We start from the raw sequence: 26,152 nt of genomic DNA, 5'->3' as shown, positions 1-26,152 counted from the left end.
GAAGCCTTCTTGTGTCAGCTATTATTCAATAACCATCAGTGGCTCGCCAAATTCGATTGGCTGACCGTCACTGACGAGGATCTGTTTTACGACGCCTGATTTAGGGCTAGGCAGCGGGTTCATGACTTTCATTGCTTCGAGAATAAGAAGCGTCTGACCCTCTGTTACGCTGTCGCCTACCTTTACAAAAGTCGGGGCGCCAGGTTCTCCTGAGAGATAAGCCGTTCCAACCATTGGTGAGGTAATGGCGTTTGCAGGTACGCCGCCAGCGTCACTTGCTGCAGGTGCAGCGGCAGCGGCGGCAGGTGCAACAGCAACTGGGGCAGCAGCGTGAACAACTGTTCCGCCTCTGACAAGGCGGATACGGTGACCGTCTGCTTCATATTCAATTTCGCTCAGGTCCGTTTCATCCAGCAAGCCGGCGAGGGTACGGATAACCTTCTCATTTACTTCAAGTTTAGACATTATAAATCTTGTTCGCTGTTTAAAACGTTAGCCATCGCATCCATAGCCAAAAGATAGCCTTGACGCCCCAGACCACAAATAACCCCAAGGGCTGCTTGTGATACATAGGATTGATGTCGAAAACTTTCGCGACGATGGATGTTAGAGATATGTACCTCAATAACGGGTAACCCGATACCCTTTAGAGCATCTAGTAATCCGATTGATGTATGGGTAAGTGCACCCGGATTGATGATGATACCTTTGTGTGTATCACGCGCGTCGTGGATCCAGTCAATAAGCTGACCTTCCCAATTGGATTGCTTGCACGCCAAAGAAAGCCCAAGAGCCTTGGCACGTTTGTGACAAAGCGTATTAAGGTCTTCTAAGGTTTCAGAACCATAAATTTCTGGTTCACGGGTCCCCAGCAAATTCAAATTGGGTCCGTTTAAAAGCAACACTGACGGCAAAGGTATGCACCATTCATTTCAGTTAAATGAATTGATTAGGGGTAACATAGCAGTGCAGATCGTGCAATCAATTGCGTCATTTGTTGTCGCTTTTTTTCAATCCGTTAGATTAACTTAACCGTAAGAGAGACAACAAAAATCAGGTGTGGCTGTCCATACGATTTTCAGGGTAATTTCTGTATGTGTCCCGTATGGTTCACGGGGCGGCCACAGGGGAGAAATCTGGGCGAATTCCCCGGGGGGTTATCCAGGGGAATTATACGGGCAAACGTCCCGTGAGATGCTCCCCTTAACGGGAGTGTATCATTAATACGGGGTTAGCTGGAATACAGGGTTAGCTAGCTTTTTTTGTGCGGATACTCTGTATGAGTGCTTTGAATTCTTCGAAGCTGGTGTTCGGCGGGACGCTTGTTGTTCCGACGATGAATGCGGGGGTGCCGTTTGCGCCAATTCGTTGTGCTAGAGCACGGGTGCTAAGGATTTCCTGCCCAACTTCTTCGGCTTTCATGTCATCCTTGAATTGATCTAAGTCCAGATCAAGATCTTCTGCCAGGGCAAAAAGTCTGTCTTGGGAAAGGTCCGAAGCACTGTCCATCAAAGCAAAGTGATATGCGTCGTATTTCCCCTGTTTCATCGCGGCCAGTGCAGCACGAGCGGCAATCATGGATTCCGGGCTGAGGATCGGAAATTCTTTCATAACAACTTTCAGGTTGGGATCATCCTCGACAAGTTGTTTAACGATAGAGGCTGCTTTGTGGCAATAGGGGCAGCGGTAATCAAAGAATTCAACAAGTACAACATCACCATCAGGGTTCCCTAAGACGGGAGACGTCGGGGAGTTGTGGAGATCTTCTACGTTGCTGGTAATCGCAAACTGCTTTTGCTCTTCTTCGCGTTGGGCCTGTAGCTCTTGATAGCGGGTAAGTGAGTCGATTATGACCTCTGGGTTTTGCAAGAGATACTCTTTGACAGCTTCTTCAAAGGCCTTTGTTTGTTCTTCCGTTTTCAAGGGAAAAACCGTTGAACTATCTGTGGCGTCCTGTGCGTGGCCAATTGTTCCCAGGGCAATTGTTGTGGATAGGGCAATACTGCTAGCTAAAACTGATTTGCGAAGAGTTGCCCAGTTATAGGACGGATGATTTTTTTTACTTAGGAACATTGGTTTCGACTTTTCTTAATGACACATAATGTGGCGATAATGATGAAATCCCTACGAACATGCAAAGAACTTTAATGTGAACGGCAAAGAACGTTAGTTGGAGCGATAACGTTCTGCGCTTGTGTGTGAGGATATTTGAATTCGGTTAATTGTTCTTGCGCTTCTTGTCTTTACGTTCAGCCGTGCTGTTCAGATCCGAAGCGCGTAACCAAGCAGGTGATCCTTTGGGGAGCAAATCGCGTGCGCGTCCCGACTGGATAACGGCTTCGGCATATTTTCCTCTGCCATAGGCGGCTTCGGCGAGGGCCAGTGTTGTCATGCCCTTGTCACCACGGCGTCCATAGATGATTGCCGCCTGTCGCCAAACGCCTGCGTTATTCGGTTCCTGTGCCAGAATGGTTTGAATATGTTCCAGGGCTATCGTGTCCTTTTCAGGATTATTCTCTTCAACAAGTACGCGCACGTACAACGTTTTTATTGGTGCTGCATCCGGGGCCAGTTCCACAGCCTTTTGAAGATAGGGGGCGGCTTCTTGTCCACGGGCAAACTCAAACAGGATTTGACCTTTGAGTTCCAAAAAATAAGGGTCGTTCGGATAATCAACCAGCAAGCTGTCGAGTTCCCTCAGGGCATTGTCTATATCCGTAGAGCGATAATAGGAAATAGCACGGGCATATCGCCCTTCTTGCGACATGTCTTCCGGCGGGTATTTTCGGAGCACTTTAGTTGAAGAATCTAAAAAGCCGACAAGTTTGGCAACAATCCTTTTATGAAGCTGGATGATTTCTGGCGAATCGGCTTTATCAGAATATGGTGATTTCAGAACTTCATTATCCAGAAAGTTGTATCTTTGCTGTGAGAGGGGGTGACTACGCAGGTACGGGTCCTGATTTTGGCTGAGGAGTACTTCTTGCCCTCGAAGAACACCCATAAAATCCCGAAGACCTGCGGCGGATTGCTCTGTTGCGCGTAGATACTTTACTGCGGCCTGATCAGCGGCGGATTCTTGTTGACGGGTATAACTTAGGAAGTTTCTAAGGGCCAATGATTGCCCCGCCCCAATAATAACGCCAGCTGCTTCACTTTTGCCTGTGGCCAGTGCGGCCCCAACACCCAGCAAGTAACTGGCAAAGGTTGTAACCAGCGCTTTGTCCACGCTGTCGCCACGGAATGCAACGTGGCCACCGGCAAGGTGTCCGGTTTCGTGCGCAATCACGCCAATTACTTCCGAAGGTGTTTTGGCCTTGATTAACAGGCCCGTATTGATAAACATCTTGTTACCTGATGTAACAAAGGCATTAAGGCTTTTGTCATTGACGATGAAAATACTTACACTTTGCGGGCTGATACCAGCAGCTTGGAAGATTGGGGTGGAATAAACCCTCAGAGCATGTTCTGTTTCTGCGTCACGGATCAGGTTCAACCCCTGTGCTTTTGCCGGAAAGGTAAAAGTAACAGTGGCAATAAAAGCAATGATGCGTAAAATCAGGCGGGCTGGTCGTTCATTCAACGGACAGTTCTCACAAGTTTATAAGATTTCGTATAGTCAATTGGGGGCAAAGCGTCAGTAATGCAAGACACCTTTTTCGGTAAAACAAAACTTCATTCCGCTATCTTAACAGCATGTTTGGGGGGAATGCTACTCTCAGCTTGTGAAACTGCGGATGAAACTGCAAAAGGAAATCTTCAAGTTGTCGAAGGTTTTGCTGGCGTTGTATCAGCAGATGAGCCAAGGGCTGCGCAGGTTGGACGCGAGCTGTTGGGCAATGGCGCGACTGCTGCGGATACAGCTGTTGCAATGTATTTTACCATGGCGGTTACCATGCCATCGCGTGTTGGTATTGCTGCGGGCGGGGCGTGTTCTTATTATGACAAGGAAGAAAACAAAGCTGTTGCCTTGAATTTTCTTCCGAAATCGTCTGCGTCTGGTGGTGTGATTCCAAAAGCCCCCCGTGTAATGGCTGCGCTGCATGCTAAATACGGGTCTGTTCGTTGGCAGCAGCTTGTTGCATACGGAGAGAATCTGGCACGCTTTGGAAACCCTGTTAGCCGTTCCTTTGCCTATGATCTGGCCCTTGCTAATCAACGACTGGGTGTTAATGCAGAACTTCTGAGCAAGTTTGCACGCGAAGACGGCAAGCTGCCGCGCGAAGGCGATAAACTTGTCCAAGCTGAATTATCAGGACTTCTTGGGGGATTGAGAGCTCAGGGGGCAGGATATTTGTACGCCGGGGCGTTGACCAGGCGCTATGCCGAAGCGTCAACAAATGCAGGTCTGCCCTTAACCAGTGATGAAATTCGAAATTATCTACCAACTTTTGAAGAGCCACTTACCGTACAGGTCAAAGATGATCTGGCCTATTTCTCTGGTGACTATTCCGGTAGTGCGCTTGTGACGGCAAACCTGTTGGGGCAACTGCATGTGAGCGATAGCTACGGTGAGGCTTCTCAAGGTGAGAGAGCGCACATGTTTGTCGAAGCATTGAAAAGAGCGCACGTTGTGCGTGCTGGTGTAGCCTCGGGGCAAATTCCCGTAGAGGCAACCCTTGGTGAAGAAGCGCTGGAAAATGTATTTGAAAGCTATAGTTCGGGTAAGTCGACACCAGTATCTGCATTGCCATTCCAGCCAATAGCTGCGTCTGGAAATCCCTATGCAGCTGGTTTTTCTGTTATTGATAAATATAACAATGCTATTGCCTGTAGCTTTACCTTGAACGGCCTGTTCGGTTCGGGCCGTATGCTTCAGGACATGGGGGTTGTTTTACCTTCACCACCTAGGTCTGCTGCGGATGGTTTGGATACGGTTGTTAGTGTTGTTGTTGCAAACGATCCAACCACTTTTTCCCGATATGCCGGTACATCTGCGGGCGGAGCTGTCAGTGCCTCTGCATTGGGGAAAGTCATGGCGGATACCTTGTTGGGGGAAGTCGCGCTAAGGGAAGCTGAGTCTTCTGCCCGATTACATCATAGCGGTAAGCCGGATGTTGTGTTTTACGAGAAAGATAGTCCTAGTGACATCATTGAAAGCCTTAAAAGCAAGGGTCATGATGCAAGACCAGCCCCGGAATTTGGCCGTGTTAATTCTAGCCATTGTGCAAAAAGTTTAAAGTTTAATCCTGAAACCTGTAGTTCTGCCGCGGATAAACGCGGGTATGGTTTGAGCCGTTTGGCACGATAGGACAGAAGTATGGCATTGAAGCTTTCGAACAGGGGGGATATTCCCCCCTTTATTGTGATGGATGTTTTACGCGCAGCAAATGAACGTGCTGCGGCGGGTGAAGACATTCTTCATCTTTCTCTTGGTCAGCCAGCAACACCAGCCCCTGATTATGTTCTAGAGACAGTCAAATCAGCCCTGGATACTGAGATGATTGGCTATACAGATGCGATGGGGATTCCCGAGTTGCGACAGGGAATTGCAGATCACTATATGCATCTGTACAAGCAAAAAGTTGATCCCAGACGTGTTATGGTGACGACGGGATCTTCGGCGGGTTTCCTGTTGTCTTTTCTTGCTGCGTTTAACCCCGGTGACCGGGTTGCATTAGCAGCACCGGGGTATCCTGCATACCGTAATATCCTCGTCGCGCTGGATATCGAACCTGTCCTGATTGAGGTCGGTCCAAAAGAACGCTTTCAGCCAACGGCCGAGCTGTTGGCAGCGCAAGGCGAATTGGATGGTGTTATCATTGCCAGCCCATCTAATCCGGCAGGTACAATGCTGAGTGAAGAGGCTTTGAAAAGCATTATAGATTACTGTGATGCGAATGAGATCCGGTTGATTTCTGATGAGATATATCACGGTATTAGTTATGGTACGCAGGAAACGACAGCTCTGAAATTCACCGATGATGCATTTATCATCAACTCCTTTTCTAAGTATTTCTCTATGACAGGATGGCGGCTGGGGTGGATGATCCTACCCGAAGACATGTTGCGTGCAGAGGAATGTCTTGCTCAAAATTTCTTTATATCCCCGCCGACATTATCTCAAATAGCGGGTGCTGCAGTCTTTAAGTGCTATGATGTTCTCGAGAGTTATGTGGCACAATACACCCGTAATCGGGAAATATTGTTGAACGAGCTTCCAAGCGTCGGTTTTGATAATTTGGCACCAGCTGACGGCGGGTTCTATATCTATGCTGATATCAGCAAGCGTACCAATGACAGTCAGTCTTTCTGTTCCCGCCTTTTGACTGAAACAGGTATAGCGGCGACACCAGGGGTTGATTTTGACCCTTTTAATGGAAGCCACTTTATGCGGTTCTCTTTTGCCGGAACGGAACAAACAATGCTTGAAGCAGTGAAGCGCCTTAAAAGCTGGCGATAAGCTGTTTGTTGCGTTACCTGAAATAATCAGAGAGTAACCAGAAAATAAAAAGCCCCGGATTAATAAATCCGGGGCTTTTTCTATGTGTTAGCGCTAACTGGATCAGTTGCCAGTTATTCTGCTCCACCAGCCTTTTTTCTTGGGCCCAGAGGGTTGAGCAGGTGCGGCAGTCTCCGCTTTAGCGGGGGGGCTTTTTACGGCAACTTCTGCGACAGTTTTGGGGGCTGAAGCTTTCGGCTCTGACTTGGTTTCCGGTTTTGAAACGGGGGTTTCAATCGGAATGGTTTTGACTTTAGAAGAAGATTTTGTTGTCTTCTCTATCGTTGCCTTGGTTGCCGGAGCTGCTTTCTTTCTGGGGCGTCCAACGGGACGTCCAGTTTTTGTTGCGGCTTTTGCCCGGGGTCGTGGTTTAGCCTTTGGCGCGTCCTCTGATGTCTTTTCAGATTTTACAGCAGCGGCGGCAGCAACAGTCTCTTTTTCTTCTGCGGCAGCGGTTGGTTCCGGTGTCACATCAGTTGCTGTCTCTGCTGGCGTATCTGCGGCTTCAGCTTCGACCTTCTTGCGTGGGCGCCTTGTCGTCGTCGCCCGTTTGCGTGGTGCGCGAGGCTTCTTTGGCTTTTCTTCAGCATCGGAAGTGGGCTGTGCTTCGTCAGAAGAAGTGTTTTCGCTGACGTCCTTGCCAGAAGATGCTGTATCAGCAGATGCTGCATCAGACGCAGAGTGTTCTGATGTGTCGACACTGTCTTGCGGTGCATCTTCTTTTACAGATGTGTCCGTTGATACGGGTTTTCTGCGACGCGGGCCGCGACGACGTTTTGGTTTTTCGTCATCAGATGTTTTGTCTTCCGTAGACACAGCTGCTTCATTTGTTGCTTCTGCGCTAACTTCGGACGTGTTCTCTGTACCCTGACTGGTGTCAAATTCTACAGCACCCGCATTTTCCTGGGCTTCAGAACCGTCTTGTAGTTCTTCTTCACCCTCAGGGCGTCTGGTTCTTCTGCGGCCACCACGTTTCCCGCGGCGACGGCGCTTGCGTGGACGTCCATCATCGTCAAATCCGTCCTCATTACGTGCGGCATCCTGATCGCTATCAGCGATCTGGCCATCCGTCTGGGCATCGTCGAGGCTTGAATCCAGATTAATTTCGCCGTCAGGATCCGAAGATTCAGGACGGTCTTTGCGGCGACGGCGGCGACGTCGACGCTTAAGGTCCCCATCTTGACGGTCGTTATTACGTTCTGGGCGTTCCGAACGCTCTTCATCAAGCTTTCTTGTCGATTTCACCTGTGTCGATTTTACAGGCTCAAGCGGCATGATTTCATCAACTGGCCCGTCGTTATTGGCAACCAGTCGTTCCAAACGGAAGTTCGGAATAACGATACTGTCATCAGCATTGATATCAACGGCGAACTTATATCGTTGTTCAATGTCTATCAGGCGTGAACGTTTTTGATTGAGAATGTAAAGGGCAACTTCGGTCGGGACGTAGAGAGCAATTTTGCCGCTGCCTTTACGAATGCCGTCTTCTTCCAGCGCACGAAGCGCATGAAGCGCCGCAGATTCTGTGGTTCGTACTGTTCCTATCCCGTCACAGTGCGGGCAAGCTACAGTTGAATTTTCAACAATGCTTGGGCGCAATCTTTGGCGGGACATTTCCAGCAATCCAAAGGGGCTGATCCGCCCCAACTGGATACGTGCCCGATCCGCTTGCATGGCGTCTTTTAGACGCCGCTCTACTTCGCGGTTGTGTTTTTGGTCATCCATATCGATGAAGTCAATAACCAGAAGTCCGGCCAGATCACGCAGGCGTACCTGTCGTGCGACTTCATCGGCTGCTTCCTGATTGGTTTTGAAAGCAGTTTCTTCGATATGACGTTCTTTGGTTGCGCGTCCAGAGTTGACATCGACGGCCACCAACGCTTCGGTTGGGTTGATAACCAAATATCCGCCTGATTTAAGCTGTACAATTGGGTTATGCATGGCATCAATCTGTGTCTCTACCTGAAAACGGTGGTAGAGCGGAACCTGCATGCCCTTGTAGTGCTTAACCTTCTTGGCATGGCTTGGCATCAAAGAACGCATACAGCTTTTGGCCATTTTGTATCCGCGGTCACCTTCGACCAAAATCTCTTCCATATCACTGGTATAGAGATCGCGCATCGCCCGTTTAATCAGGTTCGCTTCTTCGTAAATCAGGCTCGGCGCTTCGGATTTTAGCGTGTTTTCGCGAATTTCATTCCAAAGGCGAATAAGGTATTCGTAATCGCGTTTGATTTCCATTTTCGTACGCTGGCTACCAGCAGTACGAACGATCACAGCAATCCCTTCGGGGATTTTCAATTCGGAAAGAATATCTTTTAGACGTTTACGGTCATTTGGATTACTGATTTTACGGCTAATCCCGCCACCTTTATTGGTGTTGGGCATCAGAACCGAATATCTACCAGCAAGTGACAGGTATGTGGTTAGCGCAGCGCCTTTGTTGCCGCGCTCTTCTTTTGCGACCTGTACCAGAATAACCTGACGACGTTTGATGACCTCTTGAATTTTGTAACGCTTCATGAGGTTTACACGAGACTTCGTTTTCGTTTCAAAGTCAGACTCGTCTTCATTGATGCTATCGACAGAGGTTTCCCCGGCGATTTCTTCAATGGTGTCGTCTTGTTGCTTTTCTACACTCTCGAGGGAGGTTGAAGAAACATCAGAAGTATCTTCTTCTGCTGGTGGCGTATTGCTCTCATCTTCTTCCTGAACATCAATAACAGCTTCTTCAGCCATGATGCTATCGCGATCGGCAACCGGAACACGATAATAGTCCGGATGGATTTCGCTGAAGGGAAGAAAACCATGCCTGTTTCCACCGTATTCTACGAATGCAGCTTGGAGGGATGGTTCAACACGGGTTACACGAGCGAGATAGATATTTCCTTTTAATTGTTTCTTGGATTGGGTTTCAAAATCAAAGTCTTCAAGTTTGTTTTCGTTGTGTACCACTACCCGAACTTCTTCCGGGTGGGTGGCATCGATTAGCATACGCTTTGCCATTCGTGAGTAACTCCAGCGTGCGGCCTGCGCCTTTGGTAAGCCGTATCAAAGGCGGCGCACGGAACATCATTGTCGATGAATTTATATGACCAAGAGCGTTCATTACCGTTTCTTTATCCTGCGTATCCGTAGTTTAGAACGGGAACGCTCTCGCTTGAGAATCACCCATAAAATTCAGGTGATTCGATTAAGTTAAAAAGTGTTGAGGGGGTAGTTGTTTTTGTAAAACCTTGCCCCATCAGTTTGGCTTGTTGTACTTGCTTCTCAGGGCGTCTTTTATAAAGACCGAAATCTGAAGCTTCTGGCTAACAGAGCCTCCTGAGGCATTAGTACACGCTGTAAGTTGAGATATTGTCCCGCTATCAGCGTAGAATTTTCTGCCTGTAGACTAACAGGACCGCTCCCTCTGTGCTAGAAGGTAATTTCACTTTTTTGGATTCATTTTAAAATTACGTGATAATAGGGGTCTGTTTTGAGTATGTTTTTCGAGTAACATACTTGAATCAAACCGAAAATAGCTTGGTGTTAAACAGTGATATTTGAGATAAAGAGCGCATGAACGTTAGGTTTTTTAGCTGTACCAGACTGGCGGGACTTTTCCTGACCTTGGTTGCTCTTTTCGTAACAGTGGGTGCACAGAGTTCTGATCTGGATGCGATACGAATCGGAAAGCATCCGGATAAGACACGTTTTGTAATGGAATTATCCGAAGAACCGGCCTATCGGATTTTCACGCTTCCTGATCCGTACCGCATTGTTATTGACCTTCCCAAATTGAACTGGAAGGTGCCTAAGAACAAGGTTCCTAGGGCAACAGGGGCTGTGCAGGCACTCCGTTTTGGTTTGTTTGAACCGAATATTAGTCGCGTGGTTCTGGATGCACGATATCCTGTTTCTATTACTTCGGCCTTTTTGCTGCCGCCAAAAGACGGGCATAAACATCGGCTGGTCGTGGATATCAAACGTATTACCGCGGCAACCTATAAGTCATCGGGTGAACAGAAACGTCAGCTGACATCCGCGACGCCGCTAAAGGAAGAAACACAGGTGGCGGCAACGCCGATCGCACCCGCTTTGACCGCCCCTAAAAAGCCGAAGAATGCAAAAAAGATCATCGTTGTTGATGCCGGCCATGGGGGCGTTGATCCCGGTGCTATTGGCGTATCGGGTATACAAGAAAAGAAGCTCGCCCTGAGTTATGCACAAAGCCTGAAAAAAATTCTGGAGAGTAAAGGGCGTTACAAGGTTGTTATGACCCGGAACACGGATACATCTTTGGCCCTTCGACAACGGGTTGGAATCGCGCAAAAAGCCCATGGAGATCTTTTTATCTCTCTGCACGCGAACAAGCATCCGTCGAGCCGGGTTCGCGGTTTCTCGGTTTATAGCCTGTCTGAAAACGGGTCGGATAAAGAAGCCGAAGCCTTGGCCGCAAAAGAGAACAAAGCTGATATTATCATAGGCTTTGATTTGAGCGAACAATCTGCAGATGTCAGCAAAATTTTAATCGATCTGGCGCAACGCGAAACCAATAATCAAGGCAAGCAGTTTGCAAACGTTTTGGTCGGTGAGATGAAAAGGGAAGCCAAGCTGTTGGGACGTCCCCATCGCTCAGCAGGTTTTGCCGTGTTGAAATCACCCATAATTCCGTCTGTATTGGTAGAGCTTGGTTACATGTCGAACAGACAGGAAGAACGATTACTGAGAAGCGACAAGCACAAGGAAAAATTGGTGGCCGCAATTGGCCGGGCAGTCGATCAATATTTCGGTAAACTGGAAAGTTATAACGCGCAATAACTGGCTTCTCTGCGCTTTCTGTTATAATAACGGGAAAGAATTTATCCCATGATCGTTCCTGTTTGACGTTGTGGGGGGCAAAAAGTGTGGCAGGCGATTGTCTATTTTGCCATATGATTGTCATAGTTTTGAGGCAGATTTGCCGAGTATGCATTGATGCTGGTTAGGATTTAAGGCGTGAAGTTTCTGAAGATATTAGGCTATTTGTTTGGTCTGGGAATTGTGATGGCAATTGCTGGCGGGGGCGTGGTTCTCTATGCCTTTTACGAATATGGCAAAGGTCTGCCGGAACATACAGATCTTAAAGATTACGATCCGCCAACCGTAACCCGTGTCCATGCGGGTGATGGACGCTTGATGGAAGAATACGCCAAGGAAAAGCGTATTTATGTCCCTATCACGGCGATCCCGACCCGTGTTAAAGACGCCTTTCTTTCTGCGGAAGACAAAGATTTTTATACCCACGGTGGGTTGAATTATTTTTCGCTTGCCCGTGCCATGCTGACCAACATCAAAAACATTGGGTCAGGCAAACGGTTGATTGGTGCGTCGACGATTACACAACAGGTCGCAAAGAACTTTTTGCTTACCAACGAAGTTTCTTATGAACGTAAAATCAAAGAAGCAATTCTGACCTATCGAATTGAGCATGCTTTTGAAAAAGAGCGTATTCTGGATTTGTACCTGAACGAGATCTTTCTTGGCTATCGATCTTATGGTGTCGCGGCGGCTTCGTTGAACTATTTCAACAAATCCCTTGATGAGTTAACAATTGCAGAAGCGGCCTATCTGGCTGCACTACCAAAAGCACCGTCCAACTATCACCCTGTACGTCGTCACGGCGCAGCCCTCGCGCGGCGTAACTGGGTTATTGGACGCATGCTTGAAAACGGTAAAATTACCCAGGCCGAAGCTGAAACTGCATGGCAATCCCCGTTAAAGGTGATCAAGCGGGATCGAACCGAAGTTATTGACGCACCTTATTTTTCAGAAGAAGTGCGCCGTGAGTTGATCGACCTTTATGGGGAAGACGGGCTTTACGAAGGCGGCTTGTCTGTTCGCACGACGTTGCAGCCAAGGCTGCAAAAGATTGCGCAGAAAAGTTTGCGCGATGGCTTGATTGAATACGATCGCCGTCATGGGTGGCGAGGTCCGGTTGCGACTTATGACCCGGAATCGCCGGACGGATGGAAAATACAGCTGGAAGCGATCCCCATACCAAAGGGGGCTGAACCTTGGCAGCTTGCTGCGGTTTTAGAGGTTGGTAAAAAGTCCGTTTCCATCGGTCTTGTTGACGGTACGCGTGGCACTATTCCTATGAGCGAGTTGAAGTGGGCGCGTAAGTGGCTCAAAAATCAACGCTTTGGCGGCGTGCCGAGTACACCGGGGCATGTGTTGTCACTGGGGGATGTTGTTCTTGTCGAGGGTGTTACCAAGACACCAAAGGGAAATGACTATCCCGAAAATACTTTTGCCCTGCGTCAGATCCCGGATGTGAACGGGGGACTTATCGCTATTGATCCGCATACGGGTAGAATCTTGGCGATGTCGGGCGGTTTTTCCTTTGCACGGAGTTCTTTCAACCGCGCAACACAGGCAATCAGACAGCCGGGTTCTGCGATTAAACCGTTTATTTATCTCAGCGGTCTGGATAATGGTTATACCCCTGCAACGCTTATTCAGGATGCACCGTTCTCCTTAGATCAGGGGGCAGGTCTTGGTAAATGGAAACCAGCGAACTATACCAAAAAATTCTATGGACCGACCCGTATGCGGGTTGGTTTGGAAAAATCCCGCAACCTGATGACCGTTCGTCTGGCCCAGAATGTTGGCATGGACAAAATTGTTGAATATGTCAGGCGTTTTGGCATTGAGAACAATATGAAACCTGTGCTGTCCATGTCGTTGGGGGCCGGGGAAACATCCTTGCTACAGATGACCACGGCTTATGCAATGCTGGTTAATGGCGGTAAGCGGATTGAACCAACATTGGTTGATCGTATTCAAGATCGGCGCGGGAAAACGGTTTTCCGGCACGATTCCCGAAATTGTTTACCCTGTGTTAGCGACGGTGAGTGGCAGAACCAGTCTGTCCCCACATTGCCGGATACACGTGAACAGATCGTTGATCCCGCATCCGCATATCAGGTTGTGTCTATGTTAGAGGGTGTGGTGCAACGTGGTACAGGGCGCAGAATTAAATCTATTGGCAAACCACTAGGCGGGAAAACGGGGACAACCAACAAAAGCTTTGATGCCTGGTTCCTTGGTTTCTCTCCGGATTTGGCGGTCGGGGCCTATGTGGGCTTTGATAACCCGAAAACGCTGGGGGCCAGAGAACAGGGCGCAAGTGCTGCCGCGCCAATCTTCAAATCCTTTATGGAAGAAGCCTTGAAAGATGCCCCTGCAACGCCTTTCCGTGTTCCGGCGGGTATCAGGCTGGTCAGAATTAACGCTGAAACAGGCCGTCTTGCCGGGGTGAATGATAGCAATGTCATCGTTGAGGCTTTCAAGCCAGGAAACGTGCCATCGCCTAATTTTTCAGGCGCTGACGAAGAGAATGACAATCCGCTTTTGTCTGTAACCGATGGATTAACAACCGAGGGGTTGTACTAACCCGCCTGAAACAGGTAGAAGACGAAACGGTTAGAAAAAACCGAACTATTTATTTTAAAACCTAGCTGATGAGGAGGCCGTATAAACATGCGCGCCGAGATCGAAGCGGCGATTAGCGATATTGAACAGTCGCTGATCCTGCTGAGGAGGCATCTTTGACTGGGATGCCGCACTTAGACGATTAGACGAACTTAACGTTCGTGCTGAAGACCCTGAACTCTGGAATGATCAGCAGCTTGCCCAAGCGCTGATGAAAGAGCGTACCCATCTGGAACAGTCGATTGCGGCTGTGCGCAAGATCGAAAGCGATGTGGAAGAAGCCACCTTGCTGATCGAAATGGGCGATGACGAAGGCGATCAGGATTCTGTTGATGAAGGTGAAAGCCAGATTTTCGCCCTGAAAGAACTGGCGGATAAAAAACAGCTGGAAAGCTTGCTGTCTGGTGAAGCCGATGCCAATGACTGTTACCTACAGGTTAATGCTGGTGCTGGCGGGACAGAGGCGCAGGATTGGGCAGAAATGCTTTTACGCATGTACACGCGGTGGTCCGAACAGCATGGCTATAAGGTCGAATGGCTGGAAGAAAGCAGCGGTGAAGAAGCCGGCTTGAAATCTGCGACAGTAATGATCAAGGGGCATAATGCCTATGGCTGGTTGAAAACCGAAGCTGGCGTTCATCGCCTTGTGCGGATTTCACCTTATGATTCACAAGCCCGTCGTCATACATCCTTTAGCTCTGCGTGGGTTTATCCGGTTATTGATGACAGCTTTGATATCGAAATTCTGGACAAGGATATTCGCGTTGATACCTTCCGTGCTTCCGGCGCGGGTGGGCAGCACGTGAACACCACTGATTCAGCAATCCGTATCGTCCACGAACCAACGGGTATCGTGGTGCAGTGTCAGAATGACCGTTCTCAGCATAAAAACCGTGCGACTGCGATGAACATGTTGAAATCGCGCTTGTTCGAACACGAAATGCAAAAGCGTGAAGAAGTTGCACAGGCCGAAGCAGATTCAAAAACCGAGATCGGTTGGGGGCGGCAGATCAGATCTTACGTTCTACAGCCATATCAAATGGTGAAAGACCTGCGTACAGGGGCCGAAACCAGTAATTCTGGTGCTGTGCTAAACGGTGATATTGATATGTTCCTCGAAGCATCTTTGGCGTCCAAGCTCAAAGGCGGTACGACAGAAGACGAAGATCACGAAGAGCTTCTTTAATCAAACTCGGTGAGTTTCTAAGGCCAGTTGATCAAGGCTTGATGTTTTCGATACCGTGTATATTTAGAAAACCCGATAGGAGAAATCCTATCGGGTTTTGTTTTAGCATAATCAAACAGCAGGTTTGTTTAGCCCAAAAACAAGGTGAAGCAAGGTAAGGCAAGGTATTGCCGTTCAACTTAACGCTTGTTCCTATTAGATCATTCTGTTCTCTCTGGCATTCAGCGCAAAGAAAGCAGTGCGATCTAATTTTTTTATCGTACGGTGTTTATAAGGCGTTTATTCCACACGATCCGTTGGTAGGTCCCAATAGGCACGGCTACTTTCCTGATGAACCTGTTCTTTAGTCAAGCCGACATCTTCTCGTTGTTCGGGTGTCAGGTCTGCCAAAACGCGGCGCTCTTTCCGAACTTCAAAAGCCGTTGCCAACCAATTACGAGTTCGGGCAAGGAGACGATCTAATACTGTTGCCGCTTCTTTTGTGCTTGATGAGAAGGTCTTTTGATCTTGAGAAAAAGAAGCCCCGCAAGCGCCGTTAGTGCCCACTGTATGACATGTGCTCAAGCTATGACCGGTTTGTTTTAGCATTTTATCCTCCATTACAAAATGTGATGGTATTGGCGGTTGTGATCAATGTTATTGATATATTGTCACGGGTTTAGTATTATGGAAGTGAATAGTATTGATGAATATCATCACAAAAATTGATAGCGTGATTTTCTAATATCAGACGAACACGGGAAAGGCAGTCGATTGAGAAATTTTGACCTTGGAACACTACGCAGCTTTATCGCGGTCAGTGAAACCGGTGGTATGACAGCCGCGGCGAACAAGCTGCATATGACGCAGTCGACAATCAGCATGCAGATCAAACGATTGGAAGAAAGTGTTGGTCTGCCCTTGCTGGATCGTAATAGCGGGCGCGGCATCCGGCCGACCGCAGAGGGCGACCAGTTGCTTGGCTATGCCCGGTCCATGCTGGAATTGAACGATGAAATCTGGGGCAGGTTAACGGCCCCCAAATACGAAGGCAGTATCTGTCTTGGTGTGCCGGGTGATGTCATCAGACCGCATATTCCAAGTGTTCTTAAACAGTTCAACCGTGATTTTCCCCGCGTGCAGGTCAAACTGAAAACGGCGGGATCAATTGATCTGGCCACTGAAATCGAACACGGCCAGCAAGATTTGATCTTAACGACAGAGGTCTATGACAAAGACCAGAAATTGCCTGCCAATGGTGAACTGTTGACTGTGCAGCCGCTGTTGTGGACGGGCGCAGTAAAGGGCCATGCATGGATGGCGCGCCCTTTACCCGTCGCGATGGTGCGCGGCTGTGCCTTCCGGCGGTCCATGATTGATGCCTTGGAAAAGGCGAATATTCCCTGGCTGGACGCGGTCGATACGGACAGCGAAGATTCCACCTCGGTCGCCGTCGCCGCAGACTTCGCAGTCCGCCCCGAACTCTCAACCTTCAGTGACCCTAGCATCGAAGTCATCGACCACCGTGGCGAACTCCCAACCCTACCCCGATGCAGCATCAACATGTACCTCGCCGACGGCCCGAATAAGGTTCTGGCAGAAGAATTGGCGATCTATATCCGTGGTGCTTTTGGAGGGTAGGGGGACGAGCAGTTCGGATGATAGGTTTAAGGTGTACTGATCCAGTTTTGGAAATGGCTATAGCTGAATCAACCTGTTTAGTCTCAAGAAGATTATTGTTTTAAAAGATGTTTCAATGACACTTAAGGTTGTGCATTGGGCTATTTTATATAATGTTTAATTTGCTATTCGAGCTTCCGCTATCGACCCAAAGCGGTCCTAAACGTCACCCAAGTCGAATGGCAACAATGCAGACAAAGTGAACTCTCGCGGCGCCCGCGCCAATGACCGGATTTTAGGCGCAAGCCGAAATACAGTATGTTAGTAGGAGATATGCTATTTTCTATTTCAGAGTAAGGAGGCAAATATTTTAAAATACATTCAAAATATATTCGGAATTAACAAAGCTAACGAGCAGAGCACTGATGGTTCATTACCTATTCATAAAGATGAATCACACTTGGATCTTTCTTCCTCAAACACGATACGCGGCCCACGGCCTATATTGGATGATCTTGGCTTTAAAGGTATGAGACAGCAGTTTCCCGATTGGGAACCTTACACATCAGATGATAGTTATATTCCAAAGGTTATTTCTGAAAAGGAACGAAAACTCTGCGTACTTCTTACGGAATATCTTTATACCCAGATCTGTTGGGGCTGTAAAACCGATACAATCGGAGAATTTGATGATGGGCACTCGGCACATTGGGAGTGGGCTTGCGAATATCTAACCGAAATTGATATTTTTCTTTATGATGACTACGAGAAAATTTTCAGGGCTAGGATCGCTCTCAAAGAAGTAAAGACATATATTGACGGCTTTCAAAACTTTACACGTCGCCATCTCTATGAGGCTTTAACAAGTTTTGTTGAAATTTCGTCACAATGGCCAGGACACATGGTATCTGCCACTGCTGAAGATTTATCCTTTTTTATGATTGAGAAACCTCAAAATGAAGTCGGTAATTACCTGATAGATATATTTGAGGCCCTTCTTGAACTTGGTTACGTAACTTTCGACAATGGTTATTATAAATGGGCACATTCAATACTGACCTGTACAGAATGGGGTAGTATGGAATGTAAAGAGGTGAGAAAATGGGTTGAAAGAGAATATAATAAAATGCCCGGAGTCTTACCTTTTCGCATTTCTAAACTATCCAATTCACATCATAATCCTAGTGATGTTATTACGCTACTTTGGCGTCACTGGGATGGTGTAGAATGGAAGCCTGAAGAACATGATAAAGAGTTCGATAAAGGGCGGGGATTCCGAAATAGAGTTTTAATCAATGCTCTTATCAAACGAATGTTCACATAATTACATATTCCCTGAGTGTTCTGAACCTTAGTAGCGTGAGAAAAACTTTAAATGGAATTCAAGAAAGATAGAGTAGAAATCGCGAGCGATGTAAGGGACCGCGACGGTATTGGCGTTGAAGTATATCGAGACGATGATTTAGTAGTAGAAATATTTCGAGATGATACCGAAAGAACTAGGACTATAACGGCTTATAAGAAAGATATATCACTTGAGTTAATGCAAGAATGCATCGCTATTTTTAAAAAAGAGATTCCTTGGGATTTTATTGATTACTAGCTCCAATTTTAGCTAATCCACTATTTCTGAATAACAACTGCTTCTGAACTAAACTTAATGTCCGCTTCTGGTACAAAGCGGCTAAATCAAACTCTAGATTTACCTAACACTCATACGTCCTCAATATCCCAGACCCACCCAATCCCTGAATGCTTTTTCTAGCAACGATGATCAGGATAATCGACGAGAGTAGGAGGCCGCTCCAGACGGCGGTGAAGACGGCGGCCCAGACGCCCCATGTGCCCCAGTTCAAGACATAGATGAAGAGGGCGGCGAAACCTGCCGAGGCGAAGATTTGTCTGTAGATTCCGATCCATACGGTCCAGATCGGGCGTTTGATGCCTTGGAAAAAGGACATCATGGCAAAGAGGGTCAGGTAGGCGGGCAGCATGGGGGCGGCGAGGAGTAGGTAGTCAAATCCGGTGGAGATGACGTCTGGGTCCTGAGTGAAGAGGCCCAGCAAGAACTTGCCGCCGAGCAGGAGTAACAGCGCACCGATCAGCATCATGCCGATGCCTGTTCGCACGCACCACCAAAAGGCATAGCGCACTCTGTCGAGTTCCTTGGCGCCGTGGTTTTGGGCAATGATGGGCAAGAGAACGATTGTCAGACCCAGGCCGGGGAGCAGGATAAGTTGTTCTATACGCAGGGCAATGCCATAGGCCGCGACGGCGGTTGCGCCAAAGGGCTGCAAGAAATACTGGATCACAAAAACGCCCACGGTGATGGTCAGGAAATTCAGGCTTGCGGGTGCCCCCTGTGCCACGATGTCTTTGATGATCTTCGGATGGGGGATGAAGCAGGACAGCTTTGTCAGTGCCATTGCTCGTGATTTCAAGACATGAGACAGAAGATAGAAGGCCACAACCCATTCGATAATAGCCGTTGATATGGCGAGGCCATCAAAGCCAAGCCCCGGAATGCCAAAAGCACCGAAAATGAACAGTGGGTTCAAAGCGCAATTTGCAACAAATCCCCCGATCAAGGCATTGCGGTTTGTCACCGTGTCCCCTTGGGCGCTTAGGATACCGTTGGCGGCAAACGCGATCATAAAGGCTGGCGCGGCAAAGAGAATAAGGATCAGGTAATCATGGGCTAAACCTCGATAGCCGTTGAAAACTCCGAGTAAATCCAGCAAATGGGGGATGGTGTAATAACCAACCGCGCAGAGCAGGAAAGAGAAGAGAGTGGCAAAGCTGAGACCCTGTGCCGCGATATCCTTGGGTGATGAGGTGTTTTTGGCGGGGGTAATATCTTGGGCGCGAAAACCATGATCCTCGGTTGTGTGATTCCCAGTTATCTGGCCCCGAGTTGTCTGGTTTAGGTTCTTACTATTCTGTGATTTATGGTCCTTGGGCTTATGATCTTCGGGTTTATGGTTGGCTGGTTGGGTTTCTGTCCGAATGGTGGGGCTGGCCCCGATGGCTGTGCCCACAAGGGCTGAAATACCCTGTCCCAGACCAATGCCAAAGGCGATGAGGATAAAAAATACGGTAAAGGAAACCGACAGCCCGGCCTGTGCATCTGTCGAAATCATGCCGGCAAAAAAGGTATCTACGACATTGTAAAGGGTATTAAACAGCATCCCTGTGCCAGCGGGAATTGCCAAGGCTTTGAAATGGTCGGGCAGGCTGCCACGAACGAGGTCTCTTTCCCGGGCCTTTTTGGGGCTTTTTATGCTGGTTTTGGCCACGTGGAAACTTTCTGTTTAATTCTCGGGGCGTTCCTTGGTCGGTCTATATCATAGGGGCCGATTAGAAAAATCAATCGGTTTTCAAATCGGTTTTTGTTTCTCTATTCATGCTGTTTCGTTTTGTGGCAACCTCGCTAAGAGAGCTGCGCCAATCTGGATGAGTTCGGGCTAATTCGTGAAACGTATCTTTTTCCAGTAATAGCAGATGGGAATAGCTAATGGATTTAACCGATGCACTTCTGCTGGTTTCGTTGAGAAGAGCCATTTCGCCAAAGAAATCGCCATGGCCAAGACGGTGAATGTCTTCTCCTACGCTAATCTCTACTGCGCCGCTTTCGATGAAATAGAGGCCATCGGCGCGGTCTCCTTTTTTGAAGACGTAGGCTCCATCAGCGAGAACGCGGGTTTGTAGTTCTTTCGTTACCTGGGTTAATTCAGAAATGTCCAGATCTTTGAATACTGGAAAAGATGTTAAAAGCTCAACAGTTTTTGCCTTGATATCAACATGGGTTTGCGATCGCCTTGTGGCATGAAAGAAATTTGCTTCGCTTGTCAGGCTTCGTGCCAAATCAATACTTATTATTCCGGCTTCGCGAAGGTTTTTTATTTGTTCCAATTCATCCCTGTAGGCGATGCGTTCCAATATTCGTCGATCAAGGGTTCGGGCAAATTTAGGGTATTGCAGACGTAATGCCGCCAAGTGTCGTTCAATGCTGCCCAGTCGTTGATCAAGGATTTCCTGTAACAGCGTAACAGTCTGTGTTCCCAACAGGCTTTGAAGTCTTCGATCAAGGAAGCTTTTCAGTTCTAATACAAGAATGCGGTTGATCAGTAAAAAATGAAAGTGTTTACCAATATGCGATGCGATTGGGCGATTAAAGTCCAGATGAGTATGTGCCCAGCTTAACAACTTGAACCGTGTGCTGTGTCGGTAAGGTTTTTTTGCTGCTGAAATATATCCTTCGCGGCCGCTTTCCCGTGATGCATCGATCATGTCTTCGATGACAAGTAAATATCTATCGACAAGATCATGGCGGAGAATGCCGCTTATTCGTTGATCAAATAAAAGCGACTTTTCTTGATTGGTTAAGGCCACCAGGCCAATGATCAGTCGATCGTTGTCGTTAATTTCGTGTTCATATGATTTGTCATCTGCGATGCGTGACAGGCGGTTGATATATTGTTCGGCTGTTTGCCGGGTCAATTTTGGGTCGAGTTGAAAACGGCTGGCAAAACTATTTAGGCTGGATTGTACCGTTGACAGGGATTGAGTTAAGACTTGAACCCGAAAGGCCCGTTCGATCGGGGCAAGCTGGTCAAGTTTTAGCCATTTCATCAAGGCCGTTAATGTTGTCCCCTGTATCAATAGGGTAAACAGAGCAAAACCAGTGGCCTGTATCGCAATGAAGCGCTGTGTTTCACGATCTATCAATGGGTTTTCTGTGACGGACAAGGCAAGGGCAAGTGTAACAGCACCGCGTAGGCCCCCCCAGACAATGACCGTTTTTGTGGGGTTATCAACGGGCTGCGTGATTTTTAACGCTGTTAAAAACGGGAAAAATCCAAACAAGATCAAGGCCCTTGCAACCAGCGCAGCGATAACTGCTGTGAGAATAATCAATAGGTCGGCAAAGGCAAAATCCGATAGCAGATCCGGCACAACAAGGGCGGCAAGAATAAAGACCAGACCGGTTGCCCACCATGCCAGTTGTTCTAAGGTTTCTTGAAAGAACTTGAAGGTTTCCGGTTCAAACCGGGGACGTGCCATGGCGCTGAGGACAAGGCCGCTGGTGACCACAGCGACAACACCGGATATCTCGATATAGTTCTTGGCCAGAATATAGATTACAAAAGGTAAGGCGACGGTAATTGTTAGCTGGGCAGAACGAAAAGAGCTAAGCCAAGAAATCAGAGAGATCGCTATGCGGCCACAGATTGTACCCGTGATTATCCCGCCAAGAAACGCAAACCCAAGTTGTTGGACGAGAAGACCGGATTCATAGCCGCCACCTGAAATAATAAGAGTAAGAAACGCGCCAAAAGCGGCAATGGCCGTGGCATCGTTCAAAAGGCTTTCGCCTTCGACCAATCGGGTCAGACGTTCAGGGGCACCAAGATCCCGGAAAAGGCTGATAACCGCGCTGGGATCAGTGGTGGCAACAATGGCCCCGAACAAAAGGCAGACCACAAGGGGCGCGCTAGATACTAGGGATACAGCCCCGCCGATTAAGGCAATCGCGACAAAAACACCCAAAACGGCAAGGAATATAACGGGGACAGTGTCTTTTGCCAGCCGTCTGACATCAATGGTGATAGCCCCTTGAAAGAGCAGGATCGGCAATAGAACATCGAGAAACGTTGCTGATGAGACGGGTATGTTGACGACCAGTGCAGCGACTTCGTTAAACTGATCCGTCAGGCGGGTGTGGAGAAGCCAGCTTGCACCAGAGGCAATAATGACACCGATAAAGCCTAGTACCACGGTAAAGGGCAGACCTGTTCTTCTGGCCAACGGCTGAGTACAGGCGATGACGATAAGAAGGGCAGAAATGGTTAGGACAATATCTGAAACTGGCAAGCGCTGTTATCCGTGACGTTAGGTATTTGTATTTTCTAAGATGATTATATATATCGCTTTACACTTTGCCCCAGTTTTTTCTGTAAATAATGAGTAAAGAAGTATGTTTTTTATTCGATCGTCATAGTTATGGCTGGGGGAAACGAAGGGATCTTTCATAACCTTGGCCAAAACTTAGCCAGAACTTATATTGATGCAGGATCAACATACCTTTCAGCTGGAAAACTTAATGTAACTTGTGTGCCTTTATTAATTTTGCTTGTCAGTCCCAGAGTTCCATCATGAAGTTCGGTTAGCATTTTGCTGAGAGATAGGCCAAGCCCGGTTCCCTCGTGTGCTGTACGAGCATTAATGCGGGCTTGCCCAAAGGGCGCGAGCACGACCGGAATATCGTTCTCTTCAATGCCACATCCGGTATCACTGATGATCAGTTTGATGCTGTGATCACTGTTCTTTTTAAGGTCGAGAAGAACTTTACCGTCACTCGGGGTGAATTTTACGGCATTGGTAAGTAGGTTGAGCAGGATTTGGCGCATGATGCGCTCATCGCCCCGAAAATAAATTTTTTCATCGGGAACCGTTATCTTGATGTTCAGTGTTGCAGCATCCTGTCGCCCACGTATGATTTGCATACACGCGGAAATGGTATCCTTCAGGTCCAGCACATCTTCATTCAGCTCAAACTTCCCTGATTCAACTTTGGATATATCCAGAACGTCGTTGATCAAGTTAAGAAGGTGTTCGCCGGAATGGTGAACATCGTTGATGTATTCCCGGTATCTGGGATGGCCGAGATCACCAAGTAATTCATCTCGCATGACCTGTGTAAAGCCAAGGATGGAATTCAATGGTGTTCGTAACTCGTGGCTCATGTGGGCCAGGAATTCAGACTTGGTATTGTTGGCAATGTGGGCTTCGTCCCTTGCTCGCATCATGGCGAACTCAGCTTCTTTAATGTCGGTAATGTCTTTTTGTATGCTGACGATGTAACCATCTTCCGTGACACGATCACTTAGAAGAAGATATCGACCATCCCTAAGCTTGACGAAGGTTGATTGTGGCGGGCCTTTGGCAAGGTCAGCACGTCGGTTGAGATAGTCGGCTTTATTTTCTTCGGCAACTATAACGGTGCCTCTTTCTATATCGAGCTTACCAAGCTCGTATCCAACAACACCCTGTTTTGTTTCGTCATCACTGTAGTGATAAAACTCTTTGAATTTACTGTTACATATAACCAACAACCCATTCGGATCGTAGAGCACAAAACCTTCGCTCATTGCTTCCAGCGCATCAACCAGCATTTTTCGTGAAGATACCGCCGAATTTTTAACTTTTATTTCTTCGGTAATGTCATACCCGCAAAATAAGAGGTAGTTTTTTTTCTTAAGAACAACGGATTGAATTGAGACTGAAAAATCATGTAATGATCCGTCTTTGCCCCTTAAACAAGCATGAAAACGGTTGACAGTTTTGTCGGTTTTTATGCGTCGGATCATCTCGGCCCGTTTTTCTGGACCTAACCAGATATTGAGCTCTTGAGATGTTCGTCCCACGATCTCTTCCCTTTTGTACTTCAGGGTTTTAAGCCAAGCATCACTAATGGCGTGGATTAGGCCAGTTTGGGGATCGGTGATGACGAAATAAGTACCCGAAGCCGTAAAGATAGCTTCCAGGAGCTCTGCTGAATCAAGCTTGAAGTCCGTGAATAAGGATTCCGGGTTTGGCAATTCTCGTCCTCTTACAACAACAAACTTTTTTAAAGCTCTTTTCTTGATTAAATGAAGGAGGAAGAGCTTGTACCTGAATAGGAAAATAAAACGTAACAGAAGTTACAAGGGGAACGCAAATAATTGGGCTCCCCTTGGCTGGTATTATTTAAATTTTATACGAAAATTTCAACTTATGAAGGTGCGGGATCTGTTCTGAATAACCCCAACTTGTATCCAGTTCGTGTTGCATTATGAGAAAGTATAATCAGGGTCAGGATTGTCATGAGAATTTCAGTTACGGGTCCAACATACCAGATCCCCACTTCGCCAAAATATAAGGGAAGTACAAAGGTCAGTGGAATAGAGAAAAGATAGGTTCTTGTCAGACTGATAAGGGCAGATCTTTTCGCGTCGCCAATAGCTTGGAAAAAACCCGATAAAATCAGGCTAGGGCCGAACAAGAAGTAAAACAGGGTGATTAGCGGTAGTATACGTGCCGTTTCGGCAATGATTTTTGGGGCATCGACAAATATTGATCCCAAAGGCCCCGCCATAAAATGGAAGATCAATTGTAATGACAGGCAATAGGTGAAAGAAGTAAAGATGGCAATTTTTAGACTGTTATTAACGCGCGGAAATAATTGCGCGCCCTGGTTGTTCCCGGCAATGGTTTGAAAGCCAAGGTTCAACCCAAGTAATGGCAGGAAGCTGAAGGTGAGGATACGTGTTGTGATGCCATAGGCTGTCACGGTGGCTTCGTAATTGCTGCCACCCCACTTTTGAAGCGAATAAAATACCGCGCCGGATGACAAGGAAATCCCCAGATAGGAAAGACTTTGCGGGGCACCCAAGGCAAGGAAGTCGCGCCAAAAGGATGTAATTCTTTCAACGGGTGAGAATATAAGGGAAATAGCTGATGATGTGTTGTAGCGATAAAGAATAACCGCGATCAATGAAAGCGTTTGCGCGAGCAAGGTGCCATAAGCAGAGCCAGCGACCCCCAGATCCATTTGGACAATAAGCAGGTAGTTAAACAGCACATTTAACAAGGTCGAGAGAACCGAGATAAAGGTCATGAAGCCGAGTTTGCCTTCGCACCTGAAAGCATCGACACTGATGGTTAGGATAAAGATGAGTGGGGATCCATAAATAAGAATGGATATATAGGTATATCCCATCGCGCTTAATGTGTCTGATCCCTTGGTGACCCACTGGATCATCTGGTCGCCGCCAAAGCTGAAAATGGCGATGAGAATAAGACAGACAACCCCAGAAAGCATATAAGCGCTGGTAAAAGCTGTGCTGGCTTTGCCAAATTCTCTGGCCCCCAGTAGACGGGCAAGGACAGAGGAGAAACCACCTGATACCCATGTTGATAATGCAACAATGAGCATGAAAACGGGGAACATCATGGTGACTGCTGTCAGGGCGTCGGCCCCCACAAATTCACCGAGAAAATAAGCATCAACCACTGTAAATAAGCCGTTAACCAGCATAACCAGAATAATTGGCGTTGCTGTTTTAACGAATAAAAGAGGCAAAGAACCAGAGAGAAAGAAATTTTGCTGGGGTTGAGACGCGTTGCTCACAAGGAAATCCTTTGAGAAATGGAATTATTTATAATCGGTGAAGCTTTGCAGATAGAAAATAGAGGTCCGCGTTGCGAATTATACCCAATTTGGCAGGTATGTTTTGATCAAAATTGCTTTCATGGGACGATTTCAGAAGATCAAAATGCGTACATAAAATTGAGTATGTGTATTGATTAACATTATTTGAGAATGTTTGGCACATATTATTTGATTTTAAGTGTTAAATAATCAATTTCTAAGTTTCAAGTTATATTAGGAATTCATTTGTAATTTAAATGGTTAGTCTTAGAAA

The 26,152-nt window shown here is 47.4% G+C and carries 18 protein-coding genes; 8 read left to right on the top strand and 10 right to left on the bottom strand.

What is annotated here, in order from left to right; genetic code table 11:
* Nucleotides 1-21: 21 nt before the first annotated feature.
* The 4 genes from ACN0W5_RS08440 to ACN0W5_RS08425 form a co-directional block, all read right to left on the bottom strand.
* Nucleotides 22-465, bottom strand: a complete 444-nt coding sequence (locus ACN0W5_RS08440) for an acetyl-CoA carboxylase biotin carboxyl carrier protein (RefSeq protein WP_417453711.1) — start codon at nt 463-465, stop codon at nt 22-24.
* On the bottom strand, nt 465-920 hold the full coding sequence (gene aroQ, locus ACN0W5_RS08435) for a type II 3-dehydroquinate dehydratase (RefSeq protein ID WP_417454027.1): 456 nt from the start codon (nt 918-920) through the stop codon (nt 465-467). The genes ACN0W5_RS08440 and aroQ overlap by 1 nt, the downstream gene beginning before the upstream one ends.
* Before the next feature lie 328 nt (nt 921-1,248).
* Nucleotides 1,249-2,073: a DsbA family protein gene (locus ACN0W5_RS08430; RefSeq protein ID WP_417453710.1), complete on the bottom strand. Its 825-nt coding sequence runs from the start codon at nt 2,071-2,073 to the stop codon at nt 1,249-1,251.
* A gap of 145 nt (nt 2,074-2,218) precedes the next feature.
* On the bottom strand, nt 2,219-3,583 hold the full coding sequence (locus ACN0W5_RS08425; RefSeq protein WP_417453709.1) for a M48 family metalloprotease: 1,365 nt from the start codon (nt 3,581-3,583) through the stop codon (nt 2,219-2,221).
* A gap of 60 nt (nt 3,584-3,643) precedes the next feature.
* Between ACN0W5_RS08425 and ACN0W5_RS08420 the strand changes: the two genes are divergently transcribed.
* Entirely contained in the window at nt 3,644-5,251 is a 1,608-nt protein-coding gene (locus ACN0W5_RS08420; protein WP_417453708.1) for a gamma-glutamyltransferase, read from the top strand.
* Between the two features lie 9 nt (nt 5,252-5,260).
* Entirely contained in the window at nt 5,261-6,403 is a 1,143-nt protein-coding gene (locus tag ACN0W5_RS08415) for a pyridoxal phosphate-dependent aminotransferase (protein WP_417453707.1), read from the top strand.
* 102 nt (nt 6,404-6,505) lie between these two features.
* Here the strand turns inward: ACN0W5_RS08415 and ACN0W5_RS08410 are convergent, their stop codons facing one another.
* Nucleotides 6,506-9,448 (bottom strand): Rne/Rng family ribonuclease, encoded by a 2,943-nt coding sequence (locus tag ACN0W5_RS08410; RefSeq protein ID WP_417453706.1) that lies wholly within the window; start codon nt 9,446-9,448, stop codon nt 6,506-6,508.
* A gap of 555 nt (nt 9,449-10,003) precedes the next feature.
* Here ACN0W5_RS08410 and ACN0W5_RS08405 point away from each other — a divergent pair.
* The 3 genes from ACN0W5_RS08405 (at nt 10,004) to prfB (ending at nt 15,086) form a co-directional block, all read left to right on the top strand.
* Nucleotides 10,004-11,245, top strand: a complete 1,242-nt coding sequence (locus ACN0W5_RS08405) for an N-acetylmuramoyl-L-alanine amidase (RefSeq protein ID WP_417453705.1) — start codon at nt 10,004-10,006, stop codon at nt 11,243-11,245.
* A gap of 177 nt (nt 11,246-11,422) precedes the next feature.
* Nucleotides 11,423-13,861 carry a penicillin-binding protein 1A gene (locus tag ACN0W5_RS08400; protein WP_417453704.1) on the top strand — a complete coding sequence of 813 codons (2,439 nt, stop codon included), beginning with the start codon at nt 11,423-11,425 and terminating at the stop codon, nt 13,859-13,861.
* Nucleotides 13,862-13,948: 87 nt separating this feature from the next.
* Nucleotides 13,949-15,086 (top strand): peptide chain release factor 2 gene (gene prfB, locus ACN0W5_RS08395; RefSeq protein WP_417453703.1). Its coding sequence is split into 2 segments (ribosomal slippage): nt 13,949-14,017 and nt 14,019-15,086, totalling 1,137 coding nucleotides; the frame shifts between segments, so codons are not numbered across the junction.
* Between the two features lie 279 nt (nt 15,087-15,365).
* Here prfB and ACN0W5_RS08390 read toward each other — a convergent pair.
* Nucleotides 15,366-15,674: a hypothetical protein gene (locus ACN0W5_RS08390; protein WP_417453702.1), complete on the bottom strand. Its 309-nt coding sequence runs from the start codon at nt 15,672-15,674 to the stop codon at nt 15,366-15,368.
* A gap of 165 nt (nt 15,675-15,839) precedes the next feature.
* Here ACN0W5_RS08390 and ACN0W5_RS08385 point away from each other — a divergent pair, with 165 nt between their 5' ends.
* The 3 genes from ACN0W5_RS08385 (at nt 15,840) to ACN0W5_RS08375 (ending at nt 18,288) form a co-directional block, all read left to right on the top strand.
* Nucleotides 15,840-16,706 (top strand): LysR family transcriptional regulator, encoded by an 867-nt coding sequence (locus ACN0W5_RS08385; RefSeq protein WP_417453701.1) that lies wholly within the window; start codon nt 15,840-15,842, stop codon nt 16,704-16,706.
* Nucleotides 16,707-17,145: 439 nt separating this feature from the next.
* Nucleotides 17,146-18,009 carry a hypothetical protein gene (locus ACN0W5_RS08380; RefSeq protein WP_417453700.1) on the top strand — a complete coding sequence of 288 codons (864 nt, stop codon included), beginning with the start codon at nt 17,146-17,148 and terminating at the stop codon, nt 18,007-18,009.
* 51 nt (nt 18,010-18,060) lie between these two features.
* Nucleotides 18,061-18,288, top strand: a complete 228-nt coding sequence (locus ACN0W5_RS08375) for a hypothetical protein (RefSeq protein WP_417453699.1) — start codon at nt 18,061-18,063, stop codon at nt 18,286-18,288.
* A 103-nt stretch (nt 18,289-18,391) separates the two neighbouring features.
* On the opposite strand, the gene ACN0W5_RS08370 is transcribed toward ACN0W5_RS08375, so the two are convergent.
* The 4 genes from ACN0W5_RS08370 to ACN0W5_RS08355 all read right to left on the bottom strand — a co-directional run bounded on the left by ACN0W5_RS08370 (nt 18,392) and on the right by ACN0W5_RS08355 (nt 25,857).
* The gene (locus ACN0W5_RS08370) at nt 18,392-19,981 is read right to left on the bottom strand and encodes an MATE family efflux transporter (RefSeq protein ID WP_417453698.1); all 1,590 of its coding nucleotides are present in this window, start codon (nt 19,979-19,981) and stop codon (nt 18,392-18,394) included.
* Between the two features lie 70 nt (nt 19,982-20,051).
* Complete coding sequence (locus tag ACN0W5_RS08365; RefSeq protein WP_417453697.1) at nt 20,052-22,559, bottom strand: cation:proton antiporter; 2,508 nt, start codon at nt 22,557-22,559, stop codon at nt 20,052-20,054.
* Between the two features lie 185 nt (nt 22,560-22,744).
* Nucleotides 22,745-24,286 carry a PAS domain-containing sensor histidine kinase gene (locus tag ACN0W5_RS08360; RefSeq protein ID WP_417453696.1) on the bottom strand — a complete coding sequence of 514 codons (1,542 nt, stop codon included), beginning with the start codon at nt 24,284-24,286 and terminating at the stop codon, nt 22,745-22,747.
* A 173-nt stretch (nt 24,287-24,459) separates the two neighbouring features.
* Complete coding sequence (locus ACN0W5_RS08355) at nt 24,460-25,857, bottom strand: MATE family efflux transporter (RefSeq protein ID WP_417453695.1); 1,398 nt, start codon at nt 25,855-25,857, stop codon at nt 24,460-24,462.
* Nucleotides 25,858-26,152: the final 295 nt, after the last annotated feature.

It is taken from the genome of Kiloniella sp. (genome assembly GCF_048270245.1).
Taxonomy (GTDB): Bacteria; Pseudomonadota; Alphaproteobacteria; order Kiloniellales; family Kiloniellaceae; genus Kiloniella.
Note: the sequence above shows the minus strand (reverse complement) of the source record. Positions and strands in the feature narration are given on the sequence as shown.